Annotated in this window: 10 protein-coding genes; 4 read left to right on the top strand and 6 right to left on the bottom strand. The window is 64.0% G+C overall.

Going from position 1 to position 18,046, the window contains the following annotated elements; genetic code table 11:
- Positions 1-7 precede the first annotated feature (7 nt).
- From ABWW33_RS20630 to ABWW33_RS20620, 3 genes are all read right to left on the bottom strand, one after another.
- Positions 8-1,957 carry a TonB-dependent receptor plug domain-containing protein gene (locus tag ABWW33_RS20630; RefSeq protein ID WP_353403512.1) on the bottom strand — a complete coding sequence of 650 codons (1,950 nt, stop codon included), beginning with the start codon at positions 1,955-1,957 and terminating at the stop codon, positions 8-10.
- 235 nt (positions 1,958-2,192) lie between these two features.
- Entirely contained in the window at positions 2,193-4,391 is a 2,199-nt protein-coding gene (locus ABWW33_RS20625; RefSeq protein WP_353403511.1) for a LamG-like jellyroll fold domain-containing protein, read from the bottom strand.
- Positions 4,392-4,417: 26 nt separating this feature from the next.
- Complete coding sequence (locus ABWW33_RS20620; protein WP_353403509.1) at positions 4,418-5,485, bottom strand: glycoside hydrolase family protein; 1,068 nt, start codon at positions 5,483-5,485, stop codon at positions 4,418-4,420.
- Positions 5,486-5,942: 457 nt separating this feature from the next.
- Between ABWW33_RS20620 and ABWW33_RS20615 the strand changes: the two genes are divergently transcribed.
- Entirely contained in the window at positions 5,943-11,924 is a 5,982-nt protein-coding gene (locus ABWW33_RS20615; RefSeq protein ID WP_353403508.1) for a beta strand repeat-containing protein, read from the top strand.
- Between the two features lie 21 nt (positions 11,925-11,945).
- The gene (locus ABWW33_RS20610; protein ID WP_353403507.1) at positions 11,946-12,509 is read left to right on the top strand and encodes a hypothetical protein; all 564 of its coding nucleotides are present in this window, start codon (positions 11,946-11,948) and stop codon (positions 12,507-12,509) included.
- 11 nt (positions 12,510-12,520) lie between these two features.
- Here the strand turns inward: ABWW33_RS20610 and ABWW33_RS20605 are convergent, their stop codons facing one another.
- From ABWW33_RS20605 to arr, 3 genes are all read right to left on the bottom strand, one after another.
- The gene (locus ABWW33_RS20605; RefSeq protein WP_176651050.1) at positions 12,521-12,868 is read right to left on the bottom strand and encodes a hypothetical protein; all 348 of its coding nucleotides are present in this window, start codon (positions 12,866-12,868) and stop codon (positions 12,521-12,523) included.
- A complete protein-coding gene (locus ABWW33_RS20600; protein WP_353403506.1) occupies positions 12,861-13,391 on the bottom strand; it encodes a GNAT family N-acetyltransferase in 531 nt (176 codons plus the stop codon). The genes ABWW33_RS20605 and ABWW33_RS20600 overlap by 8 nt, the downstream gene beginning before the upstream one ends.
- Positions 13,392-13,479: 88 nt before the next feature.
- On the bottom strand, positions 13,480-13,875 hold the full coding sequence (gene arr / locus ABWW33_RS20595) for an NAD(+)--rifampin ADP-ribosyltransferase (protein ID WP_353403504.1): 396 nt from the start codon (positions 13,873-13,875) through the stop codon (positions 13,480-13,482).
- A gap of 240 nt (positions 13,876-14,115) precedes the next feature.
- Here arr and ABWW33_RS20590 point away from each other — a divergent pair, with 240 nt between their 5' ends.
- Positions 14,116-16,086: a sialate O-acetylesterase gene (locus ABWW33_RS20590; protein WP_353403503.1), complete on the top strand. Its 1,971-nt coding sequence runs from the start codon at positions 14,116-14,118 to the stop codon at positions 16,084-16,086.
- Positions 16,087-16,258: 172 nt separating this feature from the next.
- Positions 16,259-18,040, top strand: a complete 1,782-nt coding sequence (locus ABWW33_RS20585; protein ID WP_353403502.1) for an NPCBM/NEW2 domain-containing protein — start codon at positions 16,259-16,261, stop codon at positions 18,038-18,040.
- The last annotated feature ends 6 nt before the right edge of the window (positions 18,041-18,046 follow it).

The raw sequence follows: 18,046 nt of genomic DNA, 5'->3' as shown, positions 1-18,046 counted from the left end.
GCGCGTTTCAGAATCTCCAGTTCGCGCGCACGGTGGCGTTGATGCGGTCGTCGGGAATGCCGCCCACCGAACCGAGGGGAGATGGCAGGCGGCTGTCGCGATCGAACAGGTTCCGCACCACGGCGGTGAGCGTCAGCGACTTCGAGATCATGTGGCTGTACGACAGGTCCGTGCGCGCGTACGAAGGCAGGCGGCTGGGCGCAAACACGTCGCCCCTGGGGATGTCGTCAAAGCCGTCCATCCAGCGCTGGGCCACGCCGATACGGCCGGCGCCGTCGAACAGGCTGCGGGCGGCCGAGACGTTGACCGAGCGCCTGGGATAAATATTGTAGGACGCGCCGGTGCCGGCATTCCGGCTTGCCACCCATGCGCCGCCGGCTTCGCATTGCCAGCCTTCGCTTTGCCAGGTGACGCTGGCTGTGGCGCCGTGCGCCCGGTTACGCTCGACGTTCTGGAACTGGTTGATGCGGAGGTCCGGGCGGAAGACGATGGCAATGCCATCGCGCCAGGCGGTCTCGAAGACACTGGCCTGCCACAGCAGCTTCGCCTGCCGCCGGATGGCCACCAGCTCGAGGCTGTCGATCACTTCCGGTTTCAGGCCCGGGTTGCCCAGCACCGTGTTGACCGTGCCGTTTCGTTCCGCTGCGGACGGGGCGCGAAACGCTTGCCCGTACAGCAGCTTTAGCGCCCCAGTGTCGCTCGGCTGGTAGATCAGCCCAAGCCGGGGCGACGCGTGTCGGCCGAAGTCGGAATAATCGTCCAGCCGGCCGCCCCACACTGCCCGCCAGTCCCGGCCGAAGCGGGAATTCAACTCCAGCGTCGCGCTGTTGACACGGCGGCGCGCGTCCGACGCAGCATTCGGCGTATCGCTCAGGAAGTCCCCCGCCACCGTATGTATCGCCACGTGCACATCGCGCACGTTCAACTTTTCGGTTGCCAAGGCCAGCGCCCAGTCGGTGCGCCACTGCGGCAACAAATCGCGATAGATCGCCTGCAGGCCGAGACGGTCCTGGCGGCTGTACAGGTCGCGCTGGACAACCCTGGCCGGCAGTTGCAGGCGGCCGCCCACGTCGTTATCCACCCACCAGCCATAGGCTTTCAGCTCAAGCGAGCCGCTGTCGCCGACTTGCCTCTTCGCGCCTGCCTGTAGCATCGCCAAGCGCGTATCGAGGCCACCCAGGTCTTGCGCGCCGGCCAGGCGCGAGCCCAGTCCCTGGAAGTCATCCGCGCCGTAGCGATGCAGGTACAGTCCGCCGTTGAATTTCCATCCGCCACTGGTGCCGCTGGATGCCTTCAGCACGGCGGTCTGGGCGAGGAAGCGATTCTCGCGCACCACCGAAATCGGCGGACCGCCCGCCGGACCAGGACGGGTGGCGATGCGTTCCTGGTCGCCCTGGCCGTTCGCCGCGAACGCCATGCTCCAGTGGCCGCCATCGCCCAACGCCTGTGCGTAGCGCGCGGCAGCTTCGTAGTAGCCTTCGCCGCCCGCCGTCACGGAGGCTTGCTGGCCGGCGTCCTCTCCATCGTGGGTACGCAGCGCCAGCACGCCATGGAAGGCATCGCTCCCATACAGCGCGGAGCCCGGCCCCTGGATCAACTGCATTTGCGCCATCGCGCCCAGGTTCAGGCCGGGAAAGTTGTATTGCGGGGACGAGCGATAGAGGTCGGTCAGCGGCACCCCGTCGAGCGTGACCGCAACGCCGGTGAACGACGTGAGGCGCGCATAACCGCGGATCGCCAGCACCTGGTTGCCGTTTGTATGCGGCATCACGAATACACCGGGCGTGCCATCCAGGGCGTCCAAGGTGCGCCGCGCGCCGCTGCGCTCCCATTCCTGCGGAGTGACCGAGGAGATGGACGAAGCGGCGGACAACAAGGTCGACGGCAGCAGCGAACTCGCGCTGACGTCGATGCGCCCGAGGTCCTCGATCGACATCGAGAATAGCTCTTCAGGCACCACCGCTCCCTCTGCCCGCCCGAACGGTGCAAAAACAGCCAGGATGACGACAGCGATCGGCAACGCACGCATGGATGCCTTCGTAACAAAATGATATCCGTTACGGTATCTCAATTTAGCCGTTGAGAATCTATCCAAACATCACACGATTGCGCCAATTTCACCCAGCCTGCCCGGGCACAGGCGGAGCGGCGCCCTTCGCCTGTCCTGCCACGGCGCATTATTGCTTGGGCTGTCAGGCCGTCATCAATGCCGCCACCTCGGTTGCGCTGAGCGCGCCGCGATAGATGCGGAACTCATCCACCTTGCCGTTGAAGTACGGGTCGCTGGCAAACTGCGAGCGGCCGATCCAGTTCCTGGTGGTGTTCTGCAGCCGGAACGGCGCCAGGAACATGCCGGTGTTGATGCCGACCTGCACGCCGTTGACGTACAGCGTGCCGGTGCTGCCCGACAGCGTCACCGCCACGTGCACCCATTGCCCCGTGGGCAGCGGCGCGTTGCTGGCGATGCTCTGCTCATTGCTCCCGCCGTTGACCGTGATGGCGAAGCGTGCCGGGCCATTGCCGGCGCGCGCGGTCAGCATCATGTAGTGGCCGGTACCGGAACCGAAGTCGAACACGCGCGCCCAGTTCTGGCTGGCGTTCCAGTACACCCAGCACGCGATGGTGGCGTCGGCCACATCGGACATGATGCCCGCCGGCAGGCTGACATAGCCGCTGCCGCCGTCCAGCGATACGGCGTTACCCTTCTTGCCCGCCACCCAGCTGGCACCGCCGGTCAGCGCGCCCGTGTGGCCCAGGCCGCTGGCATCGGCGGCGGTCGTGCCGCTGAGCTCGTTGAACGCCAGGTAGGTGTGCAGTTGAGTACCGACCACCGCCTTGGCCTCGTTGGATTTGGCCGTGACGCCCGACGGTGTGGACGCCGTCACAACGTAGTAGTAAGTACCGTTCGCCAGGCCGCTGTCGCTATAGGCGAGCAGGTCGGCGATGCCGCTGGCCACAGTGGAATACGGCCCGCCCGGCGTGGTGGCGCGCATCAGCGTATAGCTGGTGGCGTAGGCGCTGCCCCACCACGACAGCTGCACCGCGCCCGCCACGGTATAGGCGGTCAGCCCGCTGGGCGGGACGCCGCCGGCGACGGGATCGCGCGTGCAGGTCAGGGTGCCATAGCCGAGCTGGTCGTAACCGCCGCTGTTCGGTCCGTAGTTGCCGCCGCCGCCCTCGGGCTGGACCAGTTGCGCGAACTGTTTCGAGTACGGCGCCGCCAGCCCCTTGCGGTTGACATAGTGGTTGTAGACCAGCGCCCAGCAGGGCCGTGCCGTGCCCTGGCCGCCGGTGCCCAGCACGGTCTGGTTGACATTGTCGACGTTGTCGTAGGTGACGTAGGGCACGGTGTAATAGCTGGTGCCGGACTCGATCAGATTGCTCTTGGCGACATATTCCGCGCCGGCCAGGAAGCGGTTGTTGTCGTAGCCGTACAAGTCCTCGCCCTGGTTCCACGCCATTTCGCAGATCGCGCCCAGCAGCGCGATGCCCAGCGTGGCGTGGCCCTGGTCGCGTCCCGTCTCCTGCCACTGGCCCAGATAGCCGGGATGCAGGAAATACACGGCCTGGCCGATGCCGCCGTTGCCGGACTCGCCCTTGAGGTAATTGATGGCCTCGTCCCATTTGGCCTGGTCGTCGCACAACACGCCGATGGCCAGGATCGAGGCCAGGTTGCACAAGTCCCAGTTGGCCCAGTAGTGGGTGATCTCGGTGCCGTTGTGGCGTATCAGGAAGTCATGGTTAATCGGATAGAAGACGGTGAGCATCATGTTCTGGAAACGGGCGAAATCGGCCGCGGCCCAGCCGCTGTAGCCGCGCATGATCTCGGCGGCGTTGGCGAACTCGTAGCCATAGATGCCGGCCGCCAGCGCGGCGTTGGTGTCGCCGCCGATGCCGGTCAGGTCGCCGGACCAGGCGTTCATGATCGCCACCGCCTTGTCGGCGTAGTCGGGGTTGCCCGAGACCTTCCAGCGCAGCGCGCAGGCATACGCCGCCGCCACGTCGTTGTACAGCAGCGTGTAATTCTCGCTATGGACGCCATCGCTGCCGCGATAGACGACGGGAACCGGACGCGGCGTGTAGCCCAGGCTGGCGTGGCTGTTGTTGATCAGCAGGCTCCAGCTGGCGTTCCATGGGCTGGTGGTGTACTTCGCCGCCATGCGCGTGAAATCGGCATCCGTGTGCAGCAGGCCGGGGTGAACAAACCCGCCCAGCGGCGCCCCGCCCTGCAGGACCCTGCCGCCCAGGCGGGAAGATGCGCCGCCCTGCCCGTCGCCTCCCAGCCCACCGCCGCAGCCGGCCAACGCCAGCGCCCCGAGGCTGTACAGGAAGGTGCGGCGCGAGAGATCCGCATCCATGTCTTCGATAACATTTTCCACCGTTTCAGTCATGTTCTTCACTCCGTTTTGTGCTGCGGTTAAAAACTTGATCCGGCAATCAGCCGGATCCGGGTCGGCGCATCGCGCCTGGCTTCGAGCCAGCCGCCCTCATGCGAGAGTTCGACCACCTGGATCACGCTGCGACGCTGCTCGGGGCCATCGTCCTCGGCGTGCGCGCCGCGCCGCCCGGGATGGGTGAAGTAAAACAGGAAGGCGCGTTCGCCGCTGACCACCACGTCGGCGTGGCCGCCTTTCACCTGGTCGTCGGCGCCCAGGCCCGGCGTCTCCAGCAGATTGGACGGCTGGCGTTCCCAGTGCACGGTGTCGCTGGAGCGGTACACCGCCAGGCCGCGCCAGACGTCGGTGATCATCCACCACGTCCCGCGCCAGAAGAATACTTTCGGCCCTTCCCCACGGTCGTCCATGGCCCGGCCGCGGTCGGTCCAGTGTTCGAGGTCGGCGCTGTCGGCGTAGTAGATCGTCTTCTGGTCGGCCTCGTTGTTGTACCACATGCGCCAGGCGCCGCCGGGCAGGTGCACCAGCGCCGCGTCGATCACCTTGTCGGAAGCCAGCTTGACGACGCGCGCATTGCGCCAGCTGCGCAGGTCGCGGCTGGTCAGGTGGACTATCAGGCGCGGGTGCGCCCAGTCCTCGAACACGCCGGGCACCACCGTCAGGAACATGTGATAGATGCCGTCGTCGCCGCGCACGATGTCGGGCGCCCAATGCGTCGATTCGGCACCGCCCAGATCCGGCGGGAGTTCGATGTCGGCGGTGCCGAGATAGTGCCAGCTGGCGCCCTCGTCGCCCGACTCGGCGATGCCGATGCGGGTGCCGTGCACCCAGCTCGCGCCAGGCAGGCCGGGCGTGTTGGCGCGACGGTTGGTGTAGAACATCCACCAGCGTCCCAGCTCGACGTTGCGCACCACCACCGGGTCGGCCGCGCCGTCGCCGGCCGGGTCGCGAAACAGCGGCTTGGCGGCCACCGGCTCGGCGGAAGCCGCCTCCGCCGGCAACGGCATCAGCGTCCAGGCCAACAGACCGGACATTGCACCGACGATCACAACACGTTTGAGTGCCGCGCTCAGAGAATCAGAAAAAGTCATCTCGGGTCTCCACCGATTTGTATGCTTTATATTTGAAGCAGTTGCTTGTTATCGATATCAGATACTAGTGCATCGCCACACGCATGTCGATGGATTTTTGGGCCATCCGTGGCATATCAGGCACCCGCGCCGACGATTTTTGTCGTCGATAACACGAAACCTCAAAGAAAAACATTAAAACAAAGTTATCGATATCAATTTTGACATCCAGCAACGGTAGCTATGTCAAAAAATCAGCCAGACCCATCAAAAAAATCATACGTAAAGCCCGTCATTGATGACTACAATCCGGTAGTCGCTCATGAAATGTGCGCAGGCGGAGCAGCAATCCGCCTTATTTTTCACCCAAGATTGTTATCGATCACACAGCATCCAGCCTTTCCCGAATTCCAACATCAGCGCCGGCGCCGCCGTGGGCTGGGAATACCACCGACCTATAAAAAACAGGAGGAATATAATGAGGAGACTGAGACCACGAGATACGCTGCTGCGTATCTGGTCCATGGTTGTTGCATGCGGCTTGATCGCCGCCACGGCGGGCGCGGCGGACATCACCACGATCGCCACCAGCTACCAGCCGACGATCAACGAAACCATCGATGCCAGCGGCTTCAGGCATCCCGGCGTCGGCCTGACCAAGGATGTGCTGGAGAATATGCGCACCCAGGTGCGCGCGCAAAAGGAACCCTGGAACACCTACTTCAACCAGATGCTCCTGTCCGGCGCCGCCTCGACCACGCCGTCGATCAAGAACGTCAGCGGCTCCGACCCCACGCAGCCGCGCTACTACGGCCTGAACAGCCAGGGCGTGGAGTCGCTGTTCGTCACCGACGCGCTGACCGCCTACACCCAGGCCATCCTGTACTACGTGACGGGCAACGAAACCTATCGCGCCAACGCGCTGCGCATCATCCGCCTGTACTCGCTGATGGACCCGAGCCAGTTCGCCTACTACACGGACGCCCACATCCACACGGGCATTCCGCTGCAACGCATGGTGGGAGCGGCCGAAATCCTGCGCTACACCAGCTACCAGACCGCCTCGCTGGCGTGGACGGACGACGACACCAACAACTTCGTGAACAACTTCATGCTGCCGACCATCAATACCGATGACAGCAGCAACGAGCACTTCATGAACCAGCACCTGTACACGACGATCGGCGCCATGTCGGGCTGGATCTTCACCGGCAACCGCGACAAGTACAACGAGGCTGTCGAATGGTACACGGTGAACAAGACCGCCGCCGACCAGGGCCAGAACGGCGCCATCAAGGCCCTGTTCCGCCTGGTGACCAGGAACGACCTGACCGGCGAGGATGTCACGCCCGCCGTGCAGCACGTCGAGATGGGCCGCGACCAGGCCCACGGCGCCGGCGACATCACCAACACGCAAATCCTGGCGCGCTTCCTGATGGCCCAGGGGACCAAGGTCGACCCGGTCGACGGCACGCCGTCCACGGCGCCGAATGCCGTCGGCCCGTACGAATTCCTGGGCGACCGTATCCTGCAGGCGGGCGAGCTGTTCGGCACCTATATGCAGGGCTACGAGATTCCCTGGATCCCGACCGCGTCGCACACCGACGCCTACGGCAGCCCGACCGTCGTGTATCGCAAGGTGGCCGAAAATTACCGCGGTCGCCTGACCCAGAACACCTGGGAGATGTATTACTACTACAAGTACACCCGCGGCGTGAACCTGGAGCAGGTCGCGCCCAATTTCACCCGCATCTTCGCCAACCGCACCATCTATAACTGGGATGGCGGCGATGGCGGCGGCGACTTCTGGCTCTTCATCCCGGCCGCCGCGGCCGCCGAGGGCAGCAATTACCTGGTGAAGAAGATCACCGATCCGTATCGCGAAGTCGAAGCGCGCTTCACGCCGCTCGACGCCAATTCCGTGCTCAAAACGGACTCAACCGCATCCTACATCGAGACCACCGCCACCGAGGCGGGCAGCAATTTCGCCGTCTATGGTTATGGCTACGGCACCACCAGCCTCGCGTTCAAGGTCCGCACCAATGGCACCGCCACCATGCAGTTCTACGGCACCTCGGTCCAGCTGCCCAACACCAATGGCCAGTGGATGTACGTCAATTACGCAGGAGGGCTGGGTGACTTCCTGGCGGTCACGATCAAGGGCTCCGGCACGACGGTCGACATCGACCACATCAACATCAACGGCAGCAGCCTCAGCCTACCCAGCTTCACCATCGGCAACGCCGACCTGAGCGTCTACACCTACGCCGGATCCAGCCAGGCCGTGAGCGCCAATTTCGCGGCGACCGATTCCAACGCGAGCGCGACGTTGACCTACCAGATCGACAACCTGCCCTTCGGCGCCAGCTTCAACAGCAGCACGGGCGCGTTCTCGTGGCAGCCGACCCAGGCCGGCAGCTACAGCTTCGTCGTCTCGGCGAAGGACGGCACCACCGTCACCAGCAAGCGCGTCACCGTGGTGGTGGGCGCCGATCGCCAGGCGGCGGTCAATGCGGTGATTGCCGCCTATAACCCGAATCTGCTGTACGTCAGTTCGACCCTGGCCACCTACACCGCCGCTTACAACGACATCGCCGGCGTGATCTCGAGCGCGACCGATACGGTGTTTTTCCAGAAGCTGGCAACCCTGCAATCGGCCGTGACCGGCCTGCAGCTGCTGACGCCGGTGATCAGCGACGGCAGCATGAACTACACCAACATGCTGGCCTCCTCCACCTTCGGCACGCAGGTAGCGAATGCGCTGGACAACAATCCGGACAGCTTCGTCGGCTACTACCTGGCGCAGAACCAGACCCACACGCTGGACTTCGGCCCCGGCTTCAAGATCGCGGCGACGTCCTTCGGCCTGCAAGTGCGCACCAGCTTCCCCGAGCGTGTCGGCGGCACCACCGTGTACGGTTCCAACGACAACACCAACTGGACCCGCCTGACCCCGGGCCTGACCTCGGTGACGGAAGACATGCAGAACCTGCCGGTCGAGGATGACCTGCAGAACCAGCGCTTCCGCTTCATCAAGATCGCCATGATCCAGCCTTCGAGTTCAATGCTGGAACTGGGCGAGTTCCATATCTTCGGCACCCGCTACGAGACAGTGAACCTGCTGTCGGCGGTGACCTTGAGCTCGGATCAGGCGCTGCGCAACCGCATCGTCCTGGGCAACACGGTCAAGCTGAAATTCGTGTCCACCGCGCCGATCAACAGCGTCGGCGTGACCATCCAGGGCCAGCCCGCGACAGTCACCACGACGGACAACCTGAACTGGATTGCGACCTGGGTGGCCAACGCCACGGCGCCGTACGGCAAGGTGAGCTTCCAGCTGAATTACAAGACCGCCGCCGGCGCCGACGCCGAACCGACCTTCTTCACGACGGACGGCAGCGGCGTGTTCGTGGCCGACCAGACGGATCTGATCAACAACGTCACGACGCTTGCCACGGTGACCGATTCTAGCGGCCGCGACGCGGCCAGTGCGATTGCGACCGCGAACCTGCTGTTCGACAGCAACCTGAGTACGATCACCGACTACCGCGTCAACGGCAGCGGCAACGGCAGCTGGGTGGAATTCGACTTCCGCGGCGGCGGCACCGTGAACCTGTCGCGCGCCGAGATGATCGTCCGCCAGGACAGCAACACGGGCCGCCTCAACGGAGCCGTCGTGCAGGGCTCCAACGACAACACGACGTGGGAGACGATCACCAATGTGGCGAGCAGCAGCGCGGACTGGCAAACGCTGACGGTCAACAACACCACGCCATATCGCTACCTGCGCGTCTTCAACGGCAACGCGTGGTTCGGCAACATGGCGGAACTGCGACTGTACGGCACCACCAGGTCGACCGCACAGATCGCGACGGCGTCGATCACCTCCGCGCAATCGCTCAGCCCCGCCGCGACCTTGAACAAGCGCATCGTTCCAGGCAACACCGTGACGCTGAAGTTCAGCTCGAAGGTCGCCATCAGCAACGCCACGGCCACCATCCAGGGCGTGGCGGCGACCGTCGGCACCACCGACAACATCAACTTCACAGCCACCGCGATTCTGCCGCAAGGCGTGGCGGCGGGCAATGTGGGCTTCGCCATCAACTACCAGCAGCAGGACGGCACGGCCGGCTATCCGGCCAACGCCACCACCGACGGCAGCGCCGTCTACGTGGTGGACGAATCGGACGTGATCCGCAACATCTCCACCATCGCGACGCTGATCGATTCGTCTCAACTGTCCTACCACAACGCCGCAGCCACCAAGGCCAACGTTGACGTGCTGTTCGACGGCAATATCAGCACCACCTCGGACTTCCGCATCGGCAGCACCAACAGCGGGACCGGCAGCTACATCATCTTCGACTTCAAGTCCGGCAACCAGGTCAACCTGACCAGTGTCGAGATGCTGGCGCGCCAGGACCAGACCGGCCGCGCGAAAGGCGTGGTGTTCCAGGGATCCAACGACAACACCAGCTGGACCACCATCGCCGGCACCGGCGCCCAGACCGCCGATTGGCAAACCTTTACGGTGTCCAGCGCCGTGCCGTATCGCTACCTCCGCATCATCAACGGAGCCAGCTGGTTCGGCAACCTGGCGGAAGTGCGCCTGCACGGCTCGCTGCACGCCAGCGACACCACCGCGCCGGTGACCCAGGCCAACGTCCCCGGCGTCACCGTCGGCACGGTCACCACCGTGACCTTGAGCGCGACCGATGTGGGCTCGGGTGTGCAAGCGACCTACTACACCATCGACGGCGGCGCCAAGCAGACCGGCACCAGCATCGCCGTCCCGGCCGACGGCGCCCATACCCTGGCCTACTGGAGCGTGGACTGGGCCGGCAACGTGGAGCAGCAACACACGGCGACGGTCTCGCTCGACAAGACCCCGCCGGTGATCGCCGGGCTGTACGCGGACGTGACCACACCCACCAACCAGAACGTCACGGTAACGATCTACTACCCGACGGACGCGGCGGTGAAGGAATACAAGCTGGGCGACAGCGGCGCCTGGAGCGCCTACAGCGCCCCGGTCGTCGTGACGGACAACACCACGGTCTACGCCCGCAGCGCGGACGCGGCCGGTAACGTGTCGGCCGTCGCCAGCCTGGCCGTCGCCAACATCAACAAGGTCCCGCCGGCGGGCGCCAGCTTCGCGCCCAGCATCACGGACCCGACCCAAGGCAGCGTCACCCTCAGCATCGCCTATCCGCCCAGCGTGGTGCTGCGCCAGTACCGGATCGACGGCGGCGCGTGGACTGCCTACGCCGGGCCGGTGACCGTGAACGACAACGCCACGATCTACGCGCAGAGCGTGGACTCCGTCGGCAACGTATCGCCGGTGACCAGCTACGCCGTCACCAACATCGACCGCGTCGCGCCGGTGGATGCGCAGTTCTCGGCGGACATCACCGATCCGACCAACAAGGACGTGACGGTCACCGTCATCTTCCCGACCGACGCCGCCACCCGGGAGTACAAGCTCGGCGCCGAAGGTGCCTGGACAGCCTACGGCGCGCCGGTGCTGATGTCCGGCAACGGCACCGTGTTCGCCCGTGCCGCCGATGCGGCGGGCAACGTCTCCAACGTGACGCAGTATGTGGTGGCGAACATCGACCGCATCCCGCCGGTCGGCGCCGCGATGGCGGTCGACACCACCAGCCCGACCAACCAGGGCGTTACCGTGACCATCACCTATCCGGATGATGCCGCGGTCAGGGAGTTCAAGGTCGGCGACGGCGAATGGACGCCGTACACCGCCGCGGTCCTGGTGGCAGACGACAACACGGTGTATGCCCGCGGCAGCGACGCCGTCGGCAACGTATCGAACGTGACCAGCATTGTGGTCAGCAACATCTACAAGGTGGTGCCGATCACCAATGTCGCCCTGAACCCTGCTTCGCCGAACGGCAAGAACAGCTGGTACACGAGCGACGTCTCGGTGACTCTGGCGGCGAACCCGGGCGCCTACGGCGGCGCGGTGACCACGGAGTACCAGGTCAACGGCGGCGCCTGGACGGCCAGCACGGGGGATGCGATCGCCTTCGGCGAGGGCAGCTACAAGCTGGGCTACCGCACCCGCGACCAGGCCGGCAATGTGGAACAGGTCAAGACGATCGAGTTCAAGATCGACAAGACCGCGCCGACGCTGTCGGTGCTGTTGGATAAGAACGCGATCTGGCCGCCGAACCACATGATGGTCCCGATCAACGCGGCCCTGACCGCGGCGGACGCGGGTTCCAGCGTCGAGTCCGTGATCCTGACCAACATCACCAGCAGCAAGCCGGACAGCGGCAAGGGTGACATCGAGGCCGATTTCGGCACCCCGGTCACGACCTTCAGCGTGCGCGCGGAGAAGGATCGCGTCTACACCGTCACCTACACCGCGACCGACAAGGCCGGCAATGTGACACCGAAGACGGCGACCATCACCGTTCCGCACGACCAGTCGGGCCAGTAAGGCCGGCGACCCGGCGCCATCATGCCGTCTTTGTATGACGGCATGATGGCGCGCACCACGAAGCTAAGCCGCGCGCGGCACACGAACCGCCCTGCAAAACTGTGGCTGCCCCAGCGGGCTGGCCATCTGCGCATTGCCCATGTCGTCGCGCCCTCTTTTCTTCGAGATCTCGCAATCAAGCGCAACACTCGCCGGTTTATCGACAAACATTGGCAACAGCGCCCCGATCTGGGCGGTACCATCCGCGCGTCGAATGCAGACCGCCGTGATTTGCATAGTCCGATCCGGCGGATTGAGCAACGATTGCATCAACAGCGCGTTCGAGTGCTCTGCAATCTGGAAGCTTCCATCGACGGGAGAAACATCCACCCGGTCGCCGGCTTCGCCGCATGGATCATTCGTTCCCGGCTTGGCGCCCAGGAAGACCCCAGCGCCGGGAATCGGCCTTCCATCCTCCAGCAGGCGCCCTGCGATGCTCGGGCGGCTGTGCTCAACATGTGGCCAGGGCGCGCAAGCAGTCAGCGACGCAAGCCCCGCGACAAGAACTGTGCAAGCAATGATTTTTTGCATCGGATGATTCCTTAACTGTTAGCTCATCATGGTTCAAGCTTCGCGCCGCATTTGGAGCAAAACCGGGACCGAAAGAATGGATTTCGACTCATGTTCGTCTTGCCGCAGGCATCGCAGAACTTCGTCGATCGCAGGTTAAAGAAAGTGATGAGGGCGACGACCGGAATCATGAAGAGGAAGGTCTGCGATGGCGAGTCCATTGCCCAGACAAATCCAACGAACAAAATGGCTGTCCCAATTGTGAAAGGAGGCCATACCTTGCGCTTCAGCTTGGCGTTCTTACTGAAGGAAAAGAACGCTGCGGAGAACAGGCAGAGAACCATCCAGACGCCGAAGAAGATAGGAAAGATGTCACTGTGGGAGTTTTTAAGCACCGGGCTTCTCCTTTGATGTTCGCGTATGGCCGCCACTAGCCAACTCGCTGAGATGTGGCTCGAATAGCCTGTAGCTGAGCCTGTCGGCAACTGGCTTTGCCCCCAAACTTTCGTAGAAAGCGATGCCCCTGGCGTTGCTTGCCTTGACCGGCCAATCGATGCGCCCGCATCCATTCTCCAGCGCGTACTGTGCTACCCACGACATGAGCGCCCTGCCGATGCCCAGTCCTCTCCTGGAAGACAGGACATACAGCTCCTTCAGCCAACATTGCCGACGCTTTTCTGGAGTGAACTCGACAAGCGAATAGGTTAGCGTGATGGCTGCAAGGCCAAGCACCTGGCCGTCGTCCTGGAAGGCCACGGCTAAACGCAGCGGCGATTCGGCGGCGAGCAACTCCTCTACAAGGTATGAACGCACCATCTCACGAGGCAGTGACGAACCTTCGTTGTAATACGCGTGCAATTCCTCCAGCAGCTCTACCAGAGACTCGTACTGTGGTTGGGAGATGAGTTCGACTCGCACCTATTGCCCTCGTATAAGCGAAAACTCGCCTGAGCGACGATTTTCAGCGGTTTTTCGGGGTGTTTTTTATTCATGCCAACAGTTTGCACTAATTGATAATTTCACCCATGCCCGTTGCCACGCTGCGTCTGAGGTTTTGGATGAATTCAGCATCGAAGGGCTCCCAGCTGGCGAGTTCGCCGATGATTTTCAAAGGTAATTTACATCGGTACGACCGCGTTGGATTGCCGGGGAATTTTCTGTCCGTGACGTTGGGGTCGTTCTCAAATTCTCCCGTCGGTTCAACGATGTACACTCGCGGTTTGCCGTCGCCTTGGGCCATTTCCGCAGCCAGCCCCGCCGCTTTTGACAGGGCCGTGAAATAGATGTGGTTCATCACGACGCTGTCGTCGTAGTTTGATCTGAAACCCGCCGTCAGCAAATCGCCGACCTGCAGATCAGCTTTCGTACCATGGTAAAACGGTCCGGTATCTAAAAGGGTCATAAATATTCCGTCCAACGTTGTTGAATTATGGAAACTAATCCGGCTGAAGCACTACAACATCCGCACTGTACAACGCCACGCCCGCTGAGGGGAAATCGTACAGACTTCTTTTTCCCAAGCTTCATGTTTTTCATCAATTACATTCGGCATTTGGTCATTTTCATAATTGCTTCGAGACATACAACAGCGCACAATCCCGGGCGAGCACCGCCCCATCCACGACTACAACGATAAAGAATCATGATGGAGACAACACGTATTGCTGCCCCCCTGTTGGCGCTTGCCTTCGGCTGCGCCAGCCTGCCCGCCCACGCGGCCGAACTCGGCCTGGCGCGCCTCTTTTCCGACCACGCGGTCCTGCAGCGCGACCAGCCCATCGCTGTCTGGGGCACGGCGGGCGCCGGGCGCAAGCTGACAGTCACCCTCGCTGGACACACAGTGAACGGCAGCGCGAACGCGCACGGCAAATGGCGGATTGAGCTGCCGCCGCAACCTGCCGGCGGACCGTACGCGTTGACGGTGACGTCGGACGGGCAGACGGTCAGTCGCGCCGACATCCTCGTCGGCGACGTCTATCTGTGCTCGGGCCAGTCCAACATGGAATTCGCCGTGCGCGCGTCGACCAATGCCATCGGCGCCACATACGGTGCGGGCAACGACAGGATGCGCTACCTGAACATCCAGAAGAACAACGCGGCCACGCCACAGGACGAGCTCAAGGGCCCGGCCGAGTGGACGCCCCTGACGCCGGAAACGGTTGGCGATGCGTCCGCCGTCTGCTACTACATGGCGCGCTCGCTGCAGGCCAGCTACAAGATACCCGTGGGTTTCATCAACGCCAGCTGGGGCGGAACGACAATTCAAAGCTGGATCGGGGCCGAGTCGCTGCGCACCTTCGGCGACTACAAGGCAGGCGTCGCCGCCGTCGCGCAATACGGCGCCGATGCGGCTGCGGCCATGCGCGCCGAGGACGCGCGTAACGAAGCATGGTGGCGTGCGCACGACCCGGCCGCGGCCGCGCAGCGCGCATGGGCCGCGCCGGACTTCGACGACACCGCGTGGCAGACCGTCACGCCGGCCGGATCGTGGAAGGACAGCGGCCTGGCCGGCTTCAAGGACTTCGACGGCGTGGCATGGTACCGCACGACCGTCACCCTGTCGGAAGCGCAGGCCAAGGCGGCGAACGTGCTGCACCTGGGCCCCGTCGACACTTATGACACCACCTGGGTCAACGGCGTGCGCGTGGGCGGTACCAGCACATCCTGGATAGGGCGCGATTATTCCGTGCCGGCCGGCGTGTTCAGGCCGGGACGCAACCTGATCGCCATGCGCGTGCTGAACGCCGGCCAGGGCGGCGGCCCGTCGGGGCAGCCGGCCAGCCGCAACATCGGCACGGCGGACGGCCAAGTGATCCCCCTGCCCGGCGCCTGGAAAGTCCAGCGCGGCAGCGCGTTGACCGGCCTGTCCGTGCCGCCGGCGCCGTGGGACGTGCCGACCAGCCTCACCACCCTGTACAACGGCATGATCGCCCCACTGGTCGGCTATAAATTCAAGCTGGCGGCGTGGTACCAGGGTGAATCGAACACCGGCGCGGCGCAGGAATACCGCACGCTGCTGCCCATGTTGATGCGCGACTGGCGCCAGCGCTTCGACCAACCGGCGCTGCCTTTCCTGGTCGCGCAGCTGACGTCGTTCAGCTCGACGGCAAAGACACCCGGCCAGTCCAACTGGGCCGAGCTGCGCGACGCGCAGGCAGAATCCGTGGCGCACGACGCCCATGCCGGACTCGCCGTCACGCTTGACGTGGGCGACCGCTTCGACATCCATCCGACCCAGAAGACGATCGTCGGCGAGCGCCTCGCGCGCGCCGCGCGAGCCGTTGCGTACGGCGAGAAGACGGCGCCCGGCAGCCCTTACCCGCTGTCCGCGCGGCGCAGCGGCAACGACATCGTCATCGCCTTCCGCGACACGGGCGGCGGCCTGGCGACGTATTCATCCGATCGCGCCATCGGCTTCGAAGTGTGCGCGGGTACGGCCTGCCGCTATGCCGACGCGCGCGTGGCCGGCGATACCGTCGTCCTGCCCGGCGCCGGCACGGCCGGCGTCACACGCGTGCGCTATGCCTGGGCCGATGCACCGTTCGTGAATCTGTTCAGCGGCGACGATCAGCCGGTCTCGACGTTCCAGCTCGACATAACTGCCTCAAATTAAATTGGACTACCCAATGCAAGCAATGCAAGCGCAAACGACTGTACGCCGGCGGCCCGGCCTGGCATTGCTAGCCCTTTGGTTCGCGACAGCTGGATTGCACGCGGCGACCGATCCACTTGCGCCAACAGCGCACTGGAGTGCCTACACCGCCGGTCGGGCGACAACACCCCCGATGGGATGGAGCAGCTGGAACGCGTTCGGTACCGATATCGACGAGACAAAGATACTCGGCTCGGCCCAACGCATCGTCGACAGCGGACTAGCCGCCGCCGGCTATCGTTACATCAACATCGACGACGGCTGGTGGGCGCGCCGCCAGATACCCGATGGCCGCCTGGTGATACGGGCCGACCGCTTCCCTTCGTCGGTCAAGGGCAGCACCAGCAGCTTCCGCCCTTTCACCGACAAGCTGCATGCGATGGGGCTCAAGGCCGGCATTTACTCGGATCTTGGCCGCAACACCTGTTCCCAGGCCTATTCCAGCGATGACACCGACCTCCCCAAGGGCAGCGTGCTCGAGCGTGAAGTCGGCCTTTACGGCCATATCGATCAGGATATCGCGCTCTATTTCGCCGACTGGGGTTTCGACTTCATCAAGGTCGACGGCTGCGGCCTGCGCGCCTACGGCGCCGCGAGTCCGAAAGTCCGCTCAGGCCAGTATCGCGCGCTGGCGCCTGTGCTGGACCTGCAATCGGTCACCCGCTCCAACATTCCAGCGGTGCAGGCGGAATTTACCCAGATTAATGCGGCGCTCGTGCGCAACAATCCCGATGGCGACTTCCTGTTGTCGCTGTGCGTCTGGGGCGCCGCCGATGTGCGCGCATGGGGCAAAAACTTCGGCAACCTCTCCCGCACCAGCGACGATATCACGCCTTCGTGGGCCCGCTTGCTGACCAATTTCGACAGCGCGGCAAGGCGCGAGCTGTACGCGCATCCGGGCAGCTGGAACGACCCGGACATGCTGTACATCGGCAAGGGCGACTTCGACGCCAACCACCTGGTTGAAGCCAGATCGCATTTCGCACTCTGGGCCATGTTGAACGCGCCGCTGATGATAGGCGCCGACCTCAGGACCATGCCGCAGCCGCTGATGGACATCGTCGGCAATACCGACATCATCGCGGTCAATCAGGATCCTGCCGGCAACCAGGCGACGCTCGCTTATGACGCCGACGATCTCGAGATCCTGGTCAAGCCGCTGGCATCGGGCCAGAAGGCGGTCGCTATCTTCAACCGCGGCCTCGCGCCGATGGACGTCGACCTGACCGCCGAGCAGCTGAAGTTCCGCAACGACGCCCCGATCACGCTGACCGATCTCTGGACCAAGGCGGACACCACGTTTACGAACGAGACCAAGCTGCGTGTCGCGCCGCGCGAGACGCGGATCTTTCGGGTCCAGGGTACGCGCGTGCTGGCACAGGGCATCTATCTTTCCGAACGGCCTGGCAGCGTGAACCCGGCCGTCGATGGCGTGACCAGGCCGCAGCCCGATCCCACGATCTTCCGCTCGTCAGCCGGTTGGACCGGAACCAAGGGCGCGGGCGAACGCCCCATGTATGCCGGCTGGGGCGGCGCGCGCGCCGACGGCACGCCCTACGGCCAGACGATGCAGATTGCCGGCACGCCCTACGCCGCCGGCATCGGCATCCTGGCCAATTCCCGGCTGGAAGTGCGCAACAATGGTTACCGCAGCCTGAGCGCCCAGGTGGGCGTGGACGATTCCGCACAGGACCGCACGCACGGCGTCACATTCATGATCTATGGCGACGGCAAGCTGCTGGCAAAGAGCAAGCCCTTGCGCTGGGGGCAGCCGGCACAGGCGTTGAGCGCCGATGTCGCGGGCGTCAGCCTGATTGAACTGGTGGCCCGCAGCACGGCGCAAGTCAACGAGCAGTTGCCGGTAAGCTGGGGCAACGCCGCGCTGTTGTCGCCGGCTCGACCAGACTCCCGGTAGTCGTCA

It is taken from the genome of Duganella hordei, assembly GCF_040369125.1.
Classification (GTDB): Bacteria; Pseudomonadota; Gammaproteobacteria; order Burkholderiales; family Burkholderiaceae_D; genus Rugamonas; species Rugamonas hordei.
Note: the sequence above shows the minus strand (reverse complement) of the source record. Positions and strands in the feature narration are given on the sequence as shown.